Origin of the sequence: Arthrobacter sp. B1805, assembly GCF_002929745.1 — a bacterium.
GTDB lineage: Bacteria > Actinomycetota > Actinomycetes > Actinomycetales > Micrococcaceae > Arthrobacter_D.
Map to the genome: position 1 here is coordinate 121,326 of NZ_PJIQ01000010.1, position 14,510 is coordinate 135,835.

Here is a 14,510-nt window from a genome sequence, read left to right on the forward strand (position 1 = left end):
GATTCAGCTCGAGCGCAGCTTCTGTCGTCTCCCATTGGTTCAGATACACCTTAAACTGACCCCGTGCGAACACCGGAAGCAATTGCGCTCTCTCAACTCAAGGAAGAGTTTGACGCGTACATCGCCATACAAGATTGGGAACGAGCGCTCGATCTCATGGTCCTGATCGCTCGAACTTTTTGGTTATCTGAGAACCAATCAGAGCGTCGAGCAGTTCTGAGACGGATCGATCAGGGAACCCTCAGCGCTAATTGGGTTGGCTTCCGGCAGGACGAAGAACTAGAAAGAATTGCGCAGAGCCTCTACACCGAATGCGCCCGATTCTTCCCGTATTACCTGAGCGATAGCTGCGGCGCATCCAGAATCAGACGCTCGTCATGGCTCGACAGTTGGGATTACCTACCGCTCCATTGGCTGAGGGGGCGGTCCCCCCTAATGCACGAGCATAGCGATCGACTGGGTGAGTACTTCGAAGATCAGGACGAAGAAACTTGGATTTCAGCGATGGTTACTGCAGAAAAAGTATGGTCCGAGTGCCGGCTTGATCCAGACTCCCCACACGGCCGAGTTGCAGGACTCAAACCCGAAGAGGACACCTACGAATCGCCGTCCATCCTGGACGAGTACGACACCTTCATAGCCAGCGGTGACATCAAGGCGGCCCTAGATCTACTTGTTATCGCCTATCGAATTGACCTCGATGATGACATCAAGCAAATCGTCGTTGCTTCGAAACCCCGGCTGCTCGATACTTGGGTCCCGGAACCAGGGATACAACAACTGCGCTGCCGGCTATGGATCCACGTTTACAGCGAGCTGAAGTCAGACTTGGATCGGGAGGGCTTCCTTGACGATCAACTCGTTGACTTAGACGAAACGTATCCCGCGTTGAAGTTCCCACTGACTCCATGGGCCGCGCAGGGCAGCCGGATCCAGCAAACCACCCCTCGACCTTCCCCCACCATCGAACCCGCGACAACTAAAGCCGAACCCCCTAATGGCTTGGTTGCTGACATTCTTGAGGCTTTTGAGAAGGAACTTAGCCAAAAAGGTAGCGCCGTGGAAGCGGATGAGACTCCGAATGCAGGAGAGTCAACTGTTGCGGAAGAGTCGGAGGATGAAGAGCGCTTCCGAGCGTTGGAAGCGGCCGCTTACCGACACTTGACCAAGCACGGATTACCCATGGATCAGGCAAGCACCGTCGCAGAGAACAGCGTCCTAAAAGCCCACTCCATCTGGTTAAGGCATGCCTCCATCACGGGAACCTGGGTTGGCACACAGAACGGATCCGGCTACGGGAAGAAGATCGAATCTGACCTTAAGAAATGGTCGGAGGTGATTGCTGCCGAGTACTGGCCCAAACCCAAGGACCAAAGAAAACTCGCGCCCGAGCGGGACAGGCGTATTTATGAATATGTGTGGGCGTGGGTCGTTGGCGGCACTCTGGTCGGAGCCGTTCTTGGCCTCGGAGACTTCCTCTTCGGGGCAGTCGTGTTGTGCGCAGGAGCTGGATGGCTCTTCTCCTGGAACTACTCTTCAACCCCCACGCCAGCACTGGAACCTCTTCCTGACCCGCACAAGGAAGCCCGCGACCGACTAGCACGCTCTCTCTACGAGGTCGGCATGCACGCCTGCCGCGAGTTTGATAAACACCAATATTCATCCCATCTCACGCCAAATGATCTACGTGCGATCGTCCACGGCGCCTGGCAACCCCAGGGACCCCGCCCACCCCTACTCGAAAAGTGCACACCACGGGAGGCCGAGTTCCTCTGCGCAACGTGGATGAGGTTTCTCGGTTCTACCAACTGTGAAGTCACTCAGGCAGCACGAGACGGAGGGGCAGACATTATCTCCTCCGAGCATGTGAGTGAAGTGAAGCATCACGCCACACCGATCGGCGTGCAATACGTTCGCCAAATCTTCGGAGTCGCGACCAGTGCAAGAAAGAAGGCGGCGTTTTTCTCACTCAATGGTTACACCGCGTCAGCTCAGCAATTCGCAGATGCCAACGCCATAGCCCTTTTCAAGTACAACCCGGCAGAAGGGACACTGCTCGGTGGATCTAAGGCGGGCCGAGCAGCAATCGAACGCGGACTAAGTTCCAAGGACCTAGATAGGAACGAGCCTTGGTAACGGTCTTATCGTAGGAAGGACGAGCCGTACCGTTCGACTTGGAAATAGTGCTCCACTACAGCTCTCTGAGATCTGCGAAGGGCCGGAGCATCCTCATCGTTCGGGGCAAACGCGCGCTCCTCCCTAACGGACAGCCCGCACCACGACTACAGGTCGAGCACGAGCAATGAGGGACCGGCTTTCGGACGCGCTGGGGAACAGAAGAGCGGCCCGCCGATCATGCGGGCCGCTCTTCTGTGTGATTCCCGGGGTGTCAGCTGTCCCGGCTGGCGTCGCGCGCCTGCCTCCACAGTTCCGCCTGCTCGTCGGTGAGCCAGTAGTACACGAGGTTCGGGCCTTCGGGGCGGGGGTCCATATTGGCTGCCCACTTGGCTGTGAGCGGCCAAGTCTTCGTGTCGTATCTGGCGCGGATGGTGCGGCCGAGGTGGGTCCAGATCATCTTGATTTGGCTGCTCGTCGTAGGACGTTATCCGCGCCAGCCCACGGATTTGGTGGAAGCCTCTGCGACGGCCCGTGACACCTTGGTGAAAGCCCTCGCCGCGGGTACGGTCAAAATCGCCTGAACTACTGCATGCGCACACTCAAGGGCAGAACTGGAAGAATCAGCGTGACATTGAGTGTGCGCACCATACTGGCACGAGAGATACACGACAAGGGAAAAGTGACTGCTGACGAAGCACTGGCTTATGCGAAAAGCTTTCTGGCGACGGCTCGGCCACTGTCGCTACCTGATCTGGAAAACTATCTGTCCAAGGCTGCTGATCTGCTGCGTGGAAGCATCGACCAAGCCGATTTCAAGGCCTATATCTTTCCGCTGATGTTCTTCAAACGAATCAGTGACGTGTACCTGGAGGAGTTCACTCAGTCGCTCGACGAGTCGGATGGTGACCACGAATTTGCTGCATTCGCCGAGAACCATCGATTCGCGATCCCCGAGGGCAACCTGTGGGGCGACGTTCGTGACCACACTGAAAACATTGGGGCTGCTTTGCAGACCGCGTTCCGTGAGATTGAAAAAGCCAACCCCGAGACGCTCTACGGCATCTTCGGCAATGCTAACTGGACCAACAAGGACAAACTGCCCGACCGCAAGATCGCTGCACTGATCGAACACTTCTCGACTAAAACGCTGTCCAACGCTGCCGTTTCCCCAGATGTGTTCGGCAATGCATATGAGTACCTGATCAAACGCTTTGCCGACCAGTCGAACAAGAAGGCAGGTGAGTACTACACCCCACGCTCCGTGGTGAACCTGCTCATCAACATCCTCAACCCCCTCGAAGGCGAAAGCGTCTATGACCCGGCTTGCGGCACCGGCGGCATGCTCATCGAGGTCATCGAGCATGTGAAGTCCTCCGGCGGCAACCCGAAGACCCTGTGGGGCAAGCTCTACGGCCAGGAGAAGGTACTCGCCACGTCGGCAATTGCACGCATGAATCTGCTGCTCCACGGTGTCGAAGACTTTAGAATCATTCGCGAGGACACCCTGCGCAGCCCGGCCTTCTACTCCGGTAACCACTTGGCCCAGTTTGACTGTGTGGTAGCCAACCCTCCGTTCTCCCTGAAGAACTGGGGCAAAAGCGAATGGAGCTCTGACAAGTGGGGCCGCAACAACCTCGGGGGCGTACCACCGTCGGGGTATGCCGACTGGGCTTGGGTCCAACACATGCTGAGCTCAGCCCGCACGAAGACCGGACGCGTTGCGGTCGTCCTGCCGCAAGGCGCCCTCTTCCGCCAGGGCGCCGAGGCCAAGATCCGCACTCATATACTCAAGTCCGGTGTCGTAGATGCGGTGATTGGCCTCGCCCCGAACCTGTTCTATGGCACCGGCCTCGCCGCCTGCGTTCTGATCCTCTGCTTGGGCAAGCCCGTCTTGCGCCCAGGCAAGGTGTTGTTCATCAACGGGGAGCAGTTTTTCAAGCGCGGACGCAATCAGAACACTCTGGAGCCCGAACACTCAAAGGATTTGTTGCGCGCATATGAGGCGTATGACGACATCGATGGTTTTGCGCGAGTCGTCGGTTTCGACGAGATCGAAGGCAACGGCTGCAACCTCAACATCCCGCTTTATGTCGCTCCCGCCGACACCGGCGAAAAGCTGACGCTGGCGAATGCCTTGGCGAACCTGGAAGCCGCCCATGGCGACGCAGCGGCAACTCGCGCTGCGCTTGAAACAGAGCTGGCTAAGTGGGGACTTGGCCAGCAGCACGGGGTGAGCGCGTGATGACCCGGATATCTCAGCGCGAATTGGAGTCCTACTTGTGGGGTGCGGCCACCGTCCTGCGTGGCCTTATCGATGCCGGCGACTACAAGCAGTACATCTTCCCACTCGTTTTCCTCAAGAGGATCTCCGACGTGTACGACGAAGAACACGCCGCAGCGATGGAAATCTACGGCGACGAGGAACTCGCTCACCTGCCCGAGAACCATCGCTTCGCTATCCCCTCCGGCTGCCACTGGGACGAAATCCGCTCTGTCACCACCGACATCGGGGCTAAGGCGCTCAAAGCGATGCGGGCCATCGAGTCTGCTAACCCCGACACCCTGTCCGGTGTGTTCGGCGACGGCGACTGGGGCAACAAGAACCTGCTCCCTGACTCAACCCTCGCCGACCTAATTGAGCATTTCTCGACGAAGACACTGTCAATCGCAAACCTGCCTGAAGACGAGCTCGGCAACGGCTATGAATATCTGATCAAGAAGTTCGCCGACGACTCCGGCCACACAGCTCAGGAGTTCTACACCAACCGCACCTTGGTGCACCTAATGACCCTCATGCTGCAGCCCCAACCCGGAGAGTCCGTCTACGACCCCACGTGCGGCACTGGCGGCATGCTCATCTCTACCGCTGCCGAGGTGAAGCGACAAGGCAAGGAATGGCGGAACCTGCGCCTCTACGGCCAGGAGCTCAACTACGGTACCTCCGCTATCGCCCGCATGAACCTGTTCTTGCATGGCATCATTGACGGACATATCGCACATGGCGACACTCTGTCGCGGCCGGCATTCCACAACGCGCAGGGTCAGCTCCAGACCTTCGACGTCGTGCTCGCCAATCCGCCTTACTCCATCAAGGCGTGGAACCGTGAGGCATTCCGCACTGACTCCTACGGTCGCAACATGTGGGGCGTCCCGCCCCAGGGGCGCGCCGACTACGCATTCTTCCAGCACATTGCCGCAAGCCTAGATCCGACGACTGGCCGCGCCGCGATCCTCTTCCCACACGGGGTGCTCTTCCGCCGCGAAGAGGCGGCCCTGCGCGAAGCGCTCGTGAAATCGGATCTGATCGAGTGCGTTCTCGGCCTCGGTGCTGGCCTCTTCTACAACAGCCCGATGGAGGCCGTCGTTATCACTCTACGTGGCAGCAAGCCCGCCAAGCATGCGGGCAAGGTGCTGTTCATCAATGCGCTCGATGAGGTCAGCCGCGAGCAGGCGCAGTCCTTCCTGCGCGAGACCCATCAGAAAAAGATTCTCGACGCCTACTCCGGATTCATGGACGTGGATCGGTTCGCAGCAGTCGCAACCCTCGATCAGATCGCAGAAAAGTCCTACAGTCTCGCGATCCCGCTGTATGTCGCAGGCGCCAAGGCAGCCGATTCTGGCGAGCAAGTCGATATCGCCGAGGCCCTTACAGGGTGGCGTGCGGCGGCCGAGGCCTCCAATGACGCCACGGCTGATGTCCTCGTCCTGCTCCAAAAGGAGGTGCCGGCATGAGTCTCAACATCGACAAGTCCACATGGAAACGCGTTGCCTTCGGTGACGTCATCGACAGCATCACCGACCGTGTCGACAACCCGTCCGAAGCGGGGGTCGACCGGTACGTCGGTCTCGAGCATCTGGATCCAGGCGTAATGACGGTTCAGCGTTGGGACTCCCCCGACAAGGTGGAAGCCCAGAAACTGCGCTTCCAGCCTGGTGACGTGATCTTCGGTCGTCGCCGCGCCTACCAGAAGAAGGTAGCCAAGGCCGAGTTCGAGGGCATCTGCTCCGCACACGCGCTCGTGCTTCGTGCGCGGCCGGACTACGTTGATCCCGACTTCCTTCCTGTTTTCCTCTCCAGTGACTACTTCCTCGAGCGCGCCATCGAGATCTCAGTCGGATCGCTGTCTCCGACAGTCAACTGGCGTGACCTCAAAGTGCAAGAATTCAATCTCCCGCCCTGGGAGGAGCAGAAGCGCATCGCCAACCTCCTCTGGGCGGTCGAGCGGCAAAAAGTAGCGATAAAAACCGTCGGACAGCAGATTCAGAGCGCATTACAATTCCAGATGGCGTCATCCCTTGAGGCATTCGGTTCCACGGTACGTCTCGGTCAAGTGGCATCCATACGCTCGGGCCCATCCTTCGCCGCCTCGGACGTTTCCCCCGTCGCCCTTGAGGGGTCGATCCCTGTGCTCGGCATCCCTAACACACGGCCGGACGGGACATTCAACATTACTGATGTTGGTCATGTGAGCGGTCTTGCAGCAAGTACGGGGACCGTTGATGAGGCGAGTCTCATCCTAATCCGCACCAACGGGAACAGACAGCGGATCGGCAACGTATATCTTCCGCCGACAGAGGCTTATGGCTATGCGGTGTCAGCCTTCCAGTTTCTGATGAAGGTTACGGATCCGAGCTATCGCGAATACCTGTACTGGGTGCTGAGTACCGACACCATGCAGGAGCGCATGAGTGAAGCAGCCTCAGGAACTACAGGTTTGGGCAACCTCGCTGTGAAATGGCTCAACGAACAAGAAGTTCCCTGGTCCGCCACTCGTGCGGACCGAGACCGTTTTCTCACGATGGTCAATACCTATGTCACGGCGAGGGATGCAATATCGGCCGAGCGAACGGCACTCGCGTCTCTGCGCTTTTCCCTGCTCGCCGACGTCTTTGGAGGCAACTGATGACCCAGTTCAACGAAGCTAACTCGGTACGCGACTACATCCGTGATCTGGTGCAATCGATGGGCGTCCAGTTCGTGCCGGGCAGCGCGCTTTCGCGCCGTACCGGCGACGTTCTGCAAGAGGAAGCCGTGAAAGCTTCGCTCATACGACTGAACCCCGAGATCGAAACTGATCCAGACAAAGCCGATGAGGTCATTCACGATCTCCGTGCTGTATTGATAGCTGCCCGGACAAGCCCACAACCGGTAGTGGCTAATGAGGAGCTTATGGCTTGGCTGACCGGTCAAAGATCGATGCCGTTCGGACGCAACGGGGAACACACCACCGTCCGGTTGATTGATTTCGATCGCCTCGACAATGACTCGGCGAACCATTGGGAAGTCTCGACCGAGGTCACCTTCAAGCAGGGGCGTGTTGAGAAGCGGTTCGACCTCGTTCTATGGTGCAACGGCTTCCCACTCGTCGTCGGTGAGGCGAAGTCACCAACCCGCCCGGCTTACACCTGGATCGACGGCGCTGCTCAAGTGCACGGCGACTACGAAAAGAGTGTTCCGCAGTTCTTCGTTCCTAACGTGTTCTCATTCGCGACCGAGGGCAAGGACTTCCGTTACGGCACCGTGGGGATGCCGGTCGAGCTGTGGGGACCTTGGCGTGAAGAATCCACCGAGGAGGATGCCCCGGCCAAGATCGGACTCGCCGCGGTACAGGAAGCGGTCGAGGGTGCCCTGAAGCCGCCAGCGGTGCTGGACTTCCTGCGGTTCTTCACCATCTATGCGACCGACAGGAAGCACCGAAAGATCAAGGTCATCGCCCGGTTCCAGCAGTTCCAGGCGACTAACCTTATTGTCGATCGCGTGTTGCGCGGCAAGATCAAGCAGGGGCTTATCTGGCATTTCCAGGGCTCGGGCAAGTCTCTGCTCATGGTCTTCACCGCGCTGAAGCTGCGCGCTATGGCGGAGCTAACGAACCCGACCATCCTGATAGTCGTGGACCGCATCGACCTCGATACCCAGATCACTGGCACCTTCAACGCCTCCGACGTTCCCGGATTGGTGTCGACGGACTCGCGGCCCCAGTTGCAGACCCTGCTCAGCCAGGGTGCCCGCAAGATCATCATCACGACAATCCACAAGTTTGGCGAGGCACCCGGTGTCCTTGACCCGCGCGACAACATCATCGCAATGGTCGACGAGGCCCACCGGTCGCAGGAAGGTGACTACGGACAGAAGATGCGCGAGGCCCTTCCCAATGCGTTCCTGTTCGGTCTCACGGGCACTCCAATCAACAAGCGCGACCGTAACACCTTCATGTGGTTCGGTTCGCCGAAGGACGAGGGCGGATACCTCTCGCGCTACTCCTTCCACGATTCGATCCGAGACGGCGCCACCCTTCCATTGCACTTCGATCCGCGCCTGTCAGAAATCCACATCGACCAGGAGGCGATCGACGCCGCCTTCGAGGAGCTCGCTGCCGACCGAAACCTGTCGGAGTCTGATAAGACGACACTTTCTAAGAAGGCAGCCTCGATCGAGGTACTCATAAAGAGCCCGTCGCGCATCGCGAAGATCGCCGCCGACATCGCGGACCACTTCCGCGCCAAGGTAGAGCCCGAGGGGTTCAAGGCTCAGGTAGTCGTTTACGACAAAGCTTCCTGCGTGGCGTACAAGGAAGAGCTGGACAAGCTCCTCGGCGCCGAGACGTCGACCATCGTGATGTCAAAGTCCCGGGCCGACTCACCCGACTGGGGCAAATGGACCCCCGGTGCTGAGGACTTGGCGCAGGTCGTTGCCCGGTTCAACGACCCGGCCGACCCGCTGAAGATCATCATCGTCACAGCGAAACTGCTCACTGGGTTCGATGCGCCAATCCTCTACTGCCAGTACCTCGACAAGCCGTTCAAGGAACACACGCTGCTGCAGGCGATCACTCGCACCAACCGTGTGTACCCGCCGAAAAAGACGCACGGCCTGATCGTCGACTACCTTGGGGTCTTCGATGATGTCGCCAAGTCATTGGCGTTCGATGAGAAGTCAGTACAGCAGGTGATCTCCAACATCGAGGAGCTGAAGAAGCAACTTGCGCCGGCCATCGGCGCTGCACTTGCCTTCTTCCCCGGGGTCGATCGAACCGTCGGCGGCTACGAAGGCCTGGTACAGGCACAGTCGTCGATTGCCGATGACGCGGCCAAAGACGCGTTCGGGCTCGCATACAGCATCGTCACTCAGCTCTGGGAGGCGCTCAGTCCCGACCCGATGCTGGCGCCTTATCGCGACGACTACCGCTGGCTGACAGACGTCTACGAATCCGTCCGACCTTCCGACATCACTGGGCGACTCGTCTGGCACGCGCTCGGCGCCAAGACCATCGACCTGATCAACGAGCACGTCCAGGTAGAAATCCCGCAGGGCGGCGAGATGATTGTTCTGGATGCACAGACCATCGAGGACCTGATGCAGGGCAAGCGAAAAGACATCTCCCGAGAGGAGATCGAAAAGCAGATCACTGCCCGTATCGCCCGCCACCTCAATAACCCGGTATTTGTCGAACTCGGCAAGCGGCTCAACGCTCTTCGCGAGAAGTACGCCGATATCCAGCAATCCAGCTTGGATTTCCTCCGCCAGCTCTTGGAACTGGCCCGCGATACCGTGGCAGCGGAAAAAACTATTGAAGAGGTGCCGCGGGAAGATCAGGGCAAGGCCGCTCTAACCGAGCTTTTCGAAGCTCTGAAGACCGACCAAACGCCAATCATTGTGGAGAACATCGTCAACCGAATCGACGAGGTCGTTCGCGCCGTCAGGTTCGATGGTTGGCAGTCCACCCATCGCGGGGACCAAGAGGTACGCCAGGCACTTCGCAAAACACTCTATGTGCAGTTCAAGATCCGCGAGAACGACGTCTTTGAGAAGGCCCTACGCTATATCCACGAGTATTACTAAGGATGAATCAGGGTGAAAGGCAGGGTCCTTCTTGGGCCGTATGTAGCTCGACGCTCTGTGCAAACTTGAGTGCCGTACTCACGTGAGGGTTCTTGAACTGGTGCCAAACCTTGCGAGCTGCAATAGTTGTCCGAACTGTGATGAGTCAGAAATAGCTCACCACTGCGGAGCGGTACTCTTTCGTTGGTACTAGATGGTGCCTCTGGTGAGGGGAAATAGCAGTCGTGGTCAACACACCTGATGAAGAAGGCGTCCTGATGGAGGATGGTGTCTTACCTTCGAAGGCACGCGGCTGGTTGTGCGTTTCTGGCGCCGTCTTGTCAGGAGCAGGTTCCGTGGCCGTGTTCCTGCCAGAAACAAACGTTGCAGGCGTACCAGTTCTAATCCTGGTAGGTGCTCTGGCAGTCTACGCCGGCATCTCCGGCCAACAACTCATTCAGGTTTCGAAAGATGGCGCCCAATTCGGCACTCGAAAGCTCATTAGAAAAGTAATCTCCCGTCCAGACGTCTCCGTTGCAGCGAAATCGGATTTGCTCGACGCTGCAGAGGAAGATGGAGTGATGGTCACGAGGTACCGGCAGGCCCTCGAGTTTGAGCAAAGCGCGTTGGACGAGCTCACGTCCATGTCGTCCACATACTCCTTCCAAGCTATACCGACAGATCCTGATGAAAATCACGACCTCCTTCTGAAATCCGTGCAGGTCGAAGTATTCGTGATCCTCAAGTGGGGCACCGTGAAACCTACCCACGTCCGGCGATGGGCTGAGAAAGATGGCAACATGCAGCGAGCGACACTGGTTGTATCATCAGGCCTCATCTCGGAGCGGATCAAGAGCGAAGCAGCGCGGTCCAACATACATCTCATTTCGTGGCGCCCAGGACAAGATTTCGCAGAAAAAGTAGCTCCGGTTCTTAGCCAACTAGGATTAGTGCCGGCCAGAGACTCTAGCCCAGCACATCCCAACTGAACCTCGGCCATAAGGTGTATTTCACTTGCACTTATAAGTGCAAGTGGTTAGAGTGAGCACATAGAACACCGCAATACCACCGAATGGATTCATCGTGTCCGCTGTACTGAGCGAGAACAAGAGAACTGAAGTTACTACGACCGAGCAACAGGCCTCGCAAGCACGCGCCGTAGTAGAGGTCCTTCATGCTGACAACATCCCCCCGACAAGAGATGCATCTGTCGCTTTGGGCCGTGAAGACGGAAACGTTGTCCCGGTACCGCCAGAACTTTTTTCGATCCTTCAACAGGTGGTTGAAGTTATAAGTAGTGGAGGCACGGTGACTGTAGGAACTCTCCCCAAGGAACTGACCACCACGGTTGCAGCTTCCATTCTCGGCATTTCTAGGCCGACGCTGATGAAACTCATCAGCAAGGGTGAAATCAGCGCACACAAGGTGGGAACTCATTCCAGGGTTTTCGCATCCGACGTACTTGAATACAAGGCTCGCCGGTCGGTTTCCCGGCGCAGTGCCTTCGATGCCCTGCGTGCCATGGAAGAAGATTTTTAGATATCACCCGTGCTGACGCCAGTGGCCCCTGAGCTGTAATGTTTTCAAACATGAGCTCAGGGGCCACAGTCGTTCTTCTTGACGAAACCATCTATTGCCAACCGCTCCTGAGGGCGTGGATAGCCTCAATCTTCCTAGAAGGGGACAGCACCTCTTCAGCGCCACTCTTTGTGGTTAAGTGGACAGACAAAATTATGGACGGCTTTGTCCATAGAACCATGGAAGCTGATCCGTCAAGGTCCGCCACCTCAGTGAACAAAGTTCGACAACATCTGGAAGGAACCTTTTCGTTCGGGCGTATAAAAAAGTACAGCGATGTGAAATCTCCCGAACCGCCAGCACCAGTGGAGAGGCACGTCCACGCAGCTGCCATACATGGATCGGTCGATTACGTTGTAACCATGCACTGTAGCGACAGCGCAGAGAGAATCGACCTCTCTTACGAGATTTATTCTGCTGACGACTTTCTCGTCCTCTTGGACGACAGCGCCACCAGTACTGTGCACGCCGTGGTTGAAATCGAGTTGTGTCGGGCTCATGCGCGAGCTAAAGCTGAAGACGGAGTGGACCTGCCACTCCTCTTGAAAGAAGCCGGTGCGCCAGAGTTCTCCAAGCGCGTGCGAGGTCATCTGCAATATGTGGATCCAAAGATACTGAGCGGTGACTGTTGAAGTGCCTCTACTTTGAACCGGACCGAGGAAGCCTTCGGTGAGGGATCCGTAGAGACTCTGCCTCCTGTCCACATGTGCACGGGCCCAAGCTCCCCCGCTTCGCTGCTTGTCCCGCACACATGACGCTCCTATAGCTGTCAATTGCCGTGAGTGCGCACTTTTCCGTCGCTGCCCACAGCCGTGGACAGTTCTCATGCGTTGTCCACCGCTACTACTGCCGGGGAGCTGACCGAGGGCTCCCGAAGTCCAGCCGTGGACAACCCGAACTGACCTCAACTGTGGACAGCTTTGTCGTAGGGCTAGACGTCCTCTCAAAATCCCATTCTTTCGCAGCGAACACATTCAGAGCGGTTCCCCAGTGGCCGCGAGTACAGTCTGCGCATGGGGAAACGGGTGCTGAAGTGTATTGCTGCCCTCGGGTGCATCGGTCTGCTGTCCGCTTGTGGAATTGCTCTCGGCACACCAGACCGAGAGGAATCGTTCTCTGTCCAAGGCGGGGAATGCACTGCGCGATGGTGGCTCGAACCGCTGGAGGACGAGGTTCCCGACGAGGCCTCAGAAATCGCTCGTCAAGCGCTCTCTAGCCTCGGGCTTTCATGCGGTAGTGGCTGGCGGGGTGTGGCTTAACGACGAAAAGTGCTCCTGACGTGGGAAAATGGTGTTACCACACACCCAGTTTCACCACGTCGAAGGAGCACCTTTCTGGTGAGTAACACTACCAACTTGTACCCGTCCGTCCGTGTTGATTCAGCCGGCGCCAGGGTGGTTTCCCAGGCGGGCGGGTTGATCCTCACGGACACGGTTCGAGTCTCCGGCCTCGGTGCAGGATTGTCTGCGGCATTGTGGCCGTGGCGTAAGCCGTTCGCGGTGCACGATCCGGGCAAGATCCTCACCGACCTGGCCCTGTCACTGGCGACCGGCGGGGACTGCCTGGCGGATGTGGACCGGCTGCGCTCCCAGCCGCAGGTGTATGGGCGGGTCGCCTCGGATCCGACGGTGAGCCGGCTGATCACGTCCCTGGCCACGATCGCCCCGAAGAAAGCGTTGGCGGCGGTCAATACGACGCGTGCCGCGGCGCGTGCCCGCGTGTGGGCGGTAGCGGGTGAGCACTCCCCGCTACACGGGGTCAGCAAAGACGCACCGTTGGTCGTGGATCTCGACGCGACGCTGCTCATCGCTCATTCGGAGAAAGAGCACGCCCGTCCTACCTGGAAAAAGAGCTTCGGGCACCACCCGCTGGCCGCGTTCCTGGACCACGGGGCCGAGGGGACCGGAGAACCGTTGGCCATCCTGTTGCGGCCCGGGAACGCCGGGTCGAACACCGCCTCCGATCACATCCAGGTCACCCGTGACGCCCTCACGCAGTTGCCGAAGGGGTTCCGGTCGGGCCGGAAGGTAATGATCCGTACCGATTCCGCCGGCGGCACCCACGAGTTCCTGGACTGGGTCACCCGCCCACGCCGGAATCTCTCCTACTCGGTGGGGTTCCCGATCCACGGGGCCGTCGAAGCCGTCCTGCCCCTGATCCCGAAGGACGCCTGGACCCGCGCCTACAACAGCGACGGTATCGAGCGTGATGGGGCGTGGGTCGCCGACGTCACCGGGATGCTCGACCTGTCCTCGTGGCCGGACGGGATGCGGGTCATCGTCCGCAAGGAAGTCCCGCATGTCGGCGCGCAGCTACGGATCACTGATGTTGATGGGATGCGCTACACGGCTCTGGCCACGAATCAGGAACAGGGCCAGCTCGCGGACCTGGAGGTCCGCCACCGGTTACGGGCCCGCTGCGAGGACCGGATCCGGAACGCCAAGGACACCGGCCTGGCGAACCTGCCCCTCCACTCCTTTGCCGGAAACACGCTGTGGTGTCACCTGGTCATGCTCGCCGCGGAGCTGATGGCCTGGGCCCAAATGCTCGCCCTCCACGACACCCGTGCCAGACGCTGGGAGCCGAAGAAACTTAGGGCCAGGATCTTCGAGATCGCCGCCAAGACCAGCCGGCACGCACGACGACTCACCGTGCACCTCGCGGCGACAGCACCGGAGACGCCGCTGCTCATCACAGCCCTCACCCGTCTGCGCGCCCTCGCCCCGCCCTGACAACCCATGACCACCTGCCGACCCCGACCCAGGAAGACCAGCAGTCTCACCGTGATGGACGTGGAACCATCACCGACCACCGCCACGGCCAGCGGCAGAAAATGTCGTACTCACATGCCAGAATCGACACCATCAGGCAGACAGTAAGCCCCGATCACACCACCAGAACCGCCTCATGAAAGATCGGGGACTGTCTGAATAACGGTGTGTGAGGGTTCGGCCTGATCCGAGAGGAGATGGCCGTGAACGACTTCACGACCGAA

At 58.7% G+C, this 14,510-nt stretch carries 10 protein-coding genes; 9 read left to right on the top strand and 1 reads right to left on the bottom strand.

From position 1 onward, the window contains the following. Positions 1 to 63 precede the first annotated feature (63 nt). Positions 64 to 2,136 (top strand): restriction endonuclease, encoded by a 2,073-nt coding sequence (locus CXQ96_RS18935; protein WP_258059102.1) that lies wholly within the window; start codon positions 64 to 66, stop codon positions 2,134 to 2,136. Positions 2,137 to 2,389: 253 nt separating this feature from the next. Here the strand turns inward: CXQ96_RS18935 and CXQ96_RS18095 are convergent, their stop codons facing one another. Continuing rightward, the gene (locus CXQ96_RS18095; protein WP_146070885.1) at positions 2,390 to 2,575 is read right to left on the bottom strand and encodes a hypothetical protein; all 186 of its coding nucleotides are present in this window, start codon (positions 2,573 to 2,575) and stop codon (positions 2,390 to 2,392) included. A 222-nt stretch (positions 2,576 to 2,797) separates the two neighbouring features. Between CXQ96_RS18095 and CXQ96_RS12520 the strand changes: the two genes are divergently transcribed. From CXQ96_RS12520 to CXQ96_RS12550, 8 genes are all read left to right on the top strand, one after another. Beyond that, positions 2,798 to 4,360 (top strand): class I SAM-dependent DNA methyltransferase, encoded by a 1,563-nt coding sequence (locus CXQ96_RS12520; RefSeq protein WP_258059103.1) that lies wholly within the window; start codon positions 2,798 to 2,800, stop codon positions 4,358 to 4,360. Continuing rightward, positions 4,360 to 5,850 (top strand): class I SAM-dependent DNA methyltransferase, encoded by a 1,491-nt coding sequence (locus tag CXQ96_RS12525; protein ID WP_258059104.1) that lies wholly within the window; start codon positions 4,360 to 4,362, stop codon positions 5,848 to 5,850. The genes CXQ96_RS12520 and CXQ96_RS12525 overlap by 1 nt, the downstream gene beginning before the upstream one ends. Beyond that, the gene (locus tag CXQ96_RS12530) at positions 5,847 to 7,022 is read left to right on the top strand and encodes a restriction endonuclease subunit S (protein WP_104118359.1); all 1,176 of its coding nucleotides are present in this window, start codon (positions 5,847 to 5,849) and stop codon (positions 7,020 to 7,022) included. The genes CXQ96_RS12525 and CXQ96_RS12530 overlap by 4 nt, the downstream gene beginning before the upstream one ends. Next, positions 7,022 to 9,958, top strand: coding sequence for a type I restriction endonuclease subunit R (locus CXQ96_RS12535; RefSeq protein WP_104118360.1), 2,937 nt, complete (start codon positions 7,022 to 7,024; stop codon positions 9,956 to 9,958). The genes CXQ96_RS12530 and CXQ96_RS12535 overlap by 1 nt, the downstream gene beginning before the upstream one ends. Positions 9,959 to 10,293: 335 nt before the next feature. After that, positions 10,294 to 10,926 (top strand): hypothetical protein, encoded by a 633-nt coding sequence (locus CXQ96_RS18100; RefSeq protein WP_146070886.1) that lies wholly within the window; start codon positions 10,294 to 10,296, stop codon positions 10,924 to 10,926. 94 nt (positions 10,927 to 11,020) lie between these two features. Continuing rightward, positions 11,021 to 11,476, top strand: a complete 456-nt coding sequence (locus CXQ96_RS12540; protein WP_104118361.1) for a helix-turn-helix domain-containing protein — start codon at positions 11,021 to 11,023, stop codon at positions 11,474 to 11,476. Between the two features lie 50 nt (positions 11,477 to 11,526). After that, positions 11,527 to 12,147 carry a PIN domain-containing protein gene (locus CXQ96_RS18105; RefSeq protein ID WP_146070887.1) on the top strand — a complete coding sequence of 207 codons (621 nt, stop codon included), beginning with the start codon at positions 11,527 to 11,529 and terminating at the stop codon, positions 12,145 to 12,147. Positions 12,148 to 12,852: 705 nt separating this feature from the next. After that, positions 12,853 to 14,247 carry an IS1380 family transposase gene (locus tag CXQ96_RS12550; RefSeq protein WP_104118363.1) on the top strand — a complete coding sequence of 465 codons (1,395 nt, stop codon included), beginning with the start codon at positions 12,853 to 12,855 and terminating at the stop codon, positions 14,245 to 14,247. The last annotated feature ends 263 nt before the right edge of the window (positions 14,248 to 14,510 follow it).

Excerpts from the sequence above, each read along its gene's own strand:
- CXQ96_RS18095 (WP_146070885.1), bottom strand. The coding sequence starts at position 2,575 with ATGATCTGGACCCACCTCGGCCGCACCATCCGCGCCAGATACGACACG.
- CXQ96_RS12525 (WP_258059104.1), top strand. The coding sequence starts at position 4,360 with ATGACCCGGATATCTCAGCGCGAATTGGAGTCCTACTTGTGGGGTGCG.
- CXQ96_RS12530 (WP_104118359.1), top strand. The coding sequence starts at position 5,847 with ATGAGTCTCAACATCGACAAGTCCACATGGAAACGCGTTGCCTTCGGT.
- CXQ96_RS12535 (WP_104118360.1), top strand. The coding sequence starts at position 7,022 with ATGACCCAGTTCAACGAAGCTAACTCGGTACGCGACTACATCCGTGAT.
- CXQ96_RS18105 (WP_146070887.1), top strand. The coding sequence starts at position 11,527 with ATGAGCTCAGGGGCCACAGTCGTTCTTCTTGACGAAACCATCTATTGC.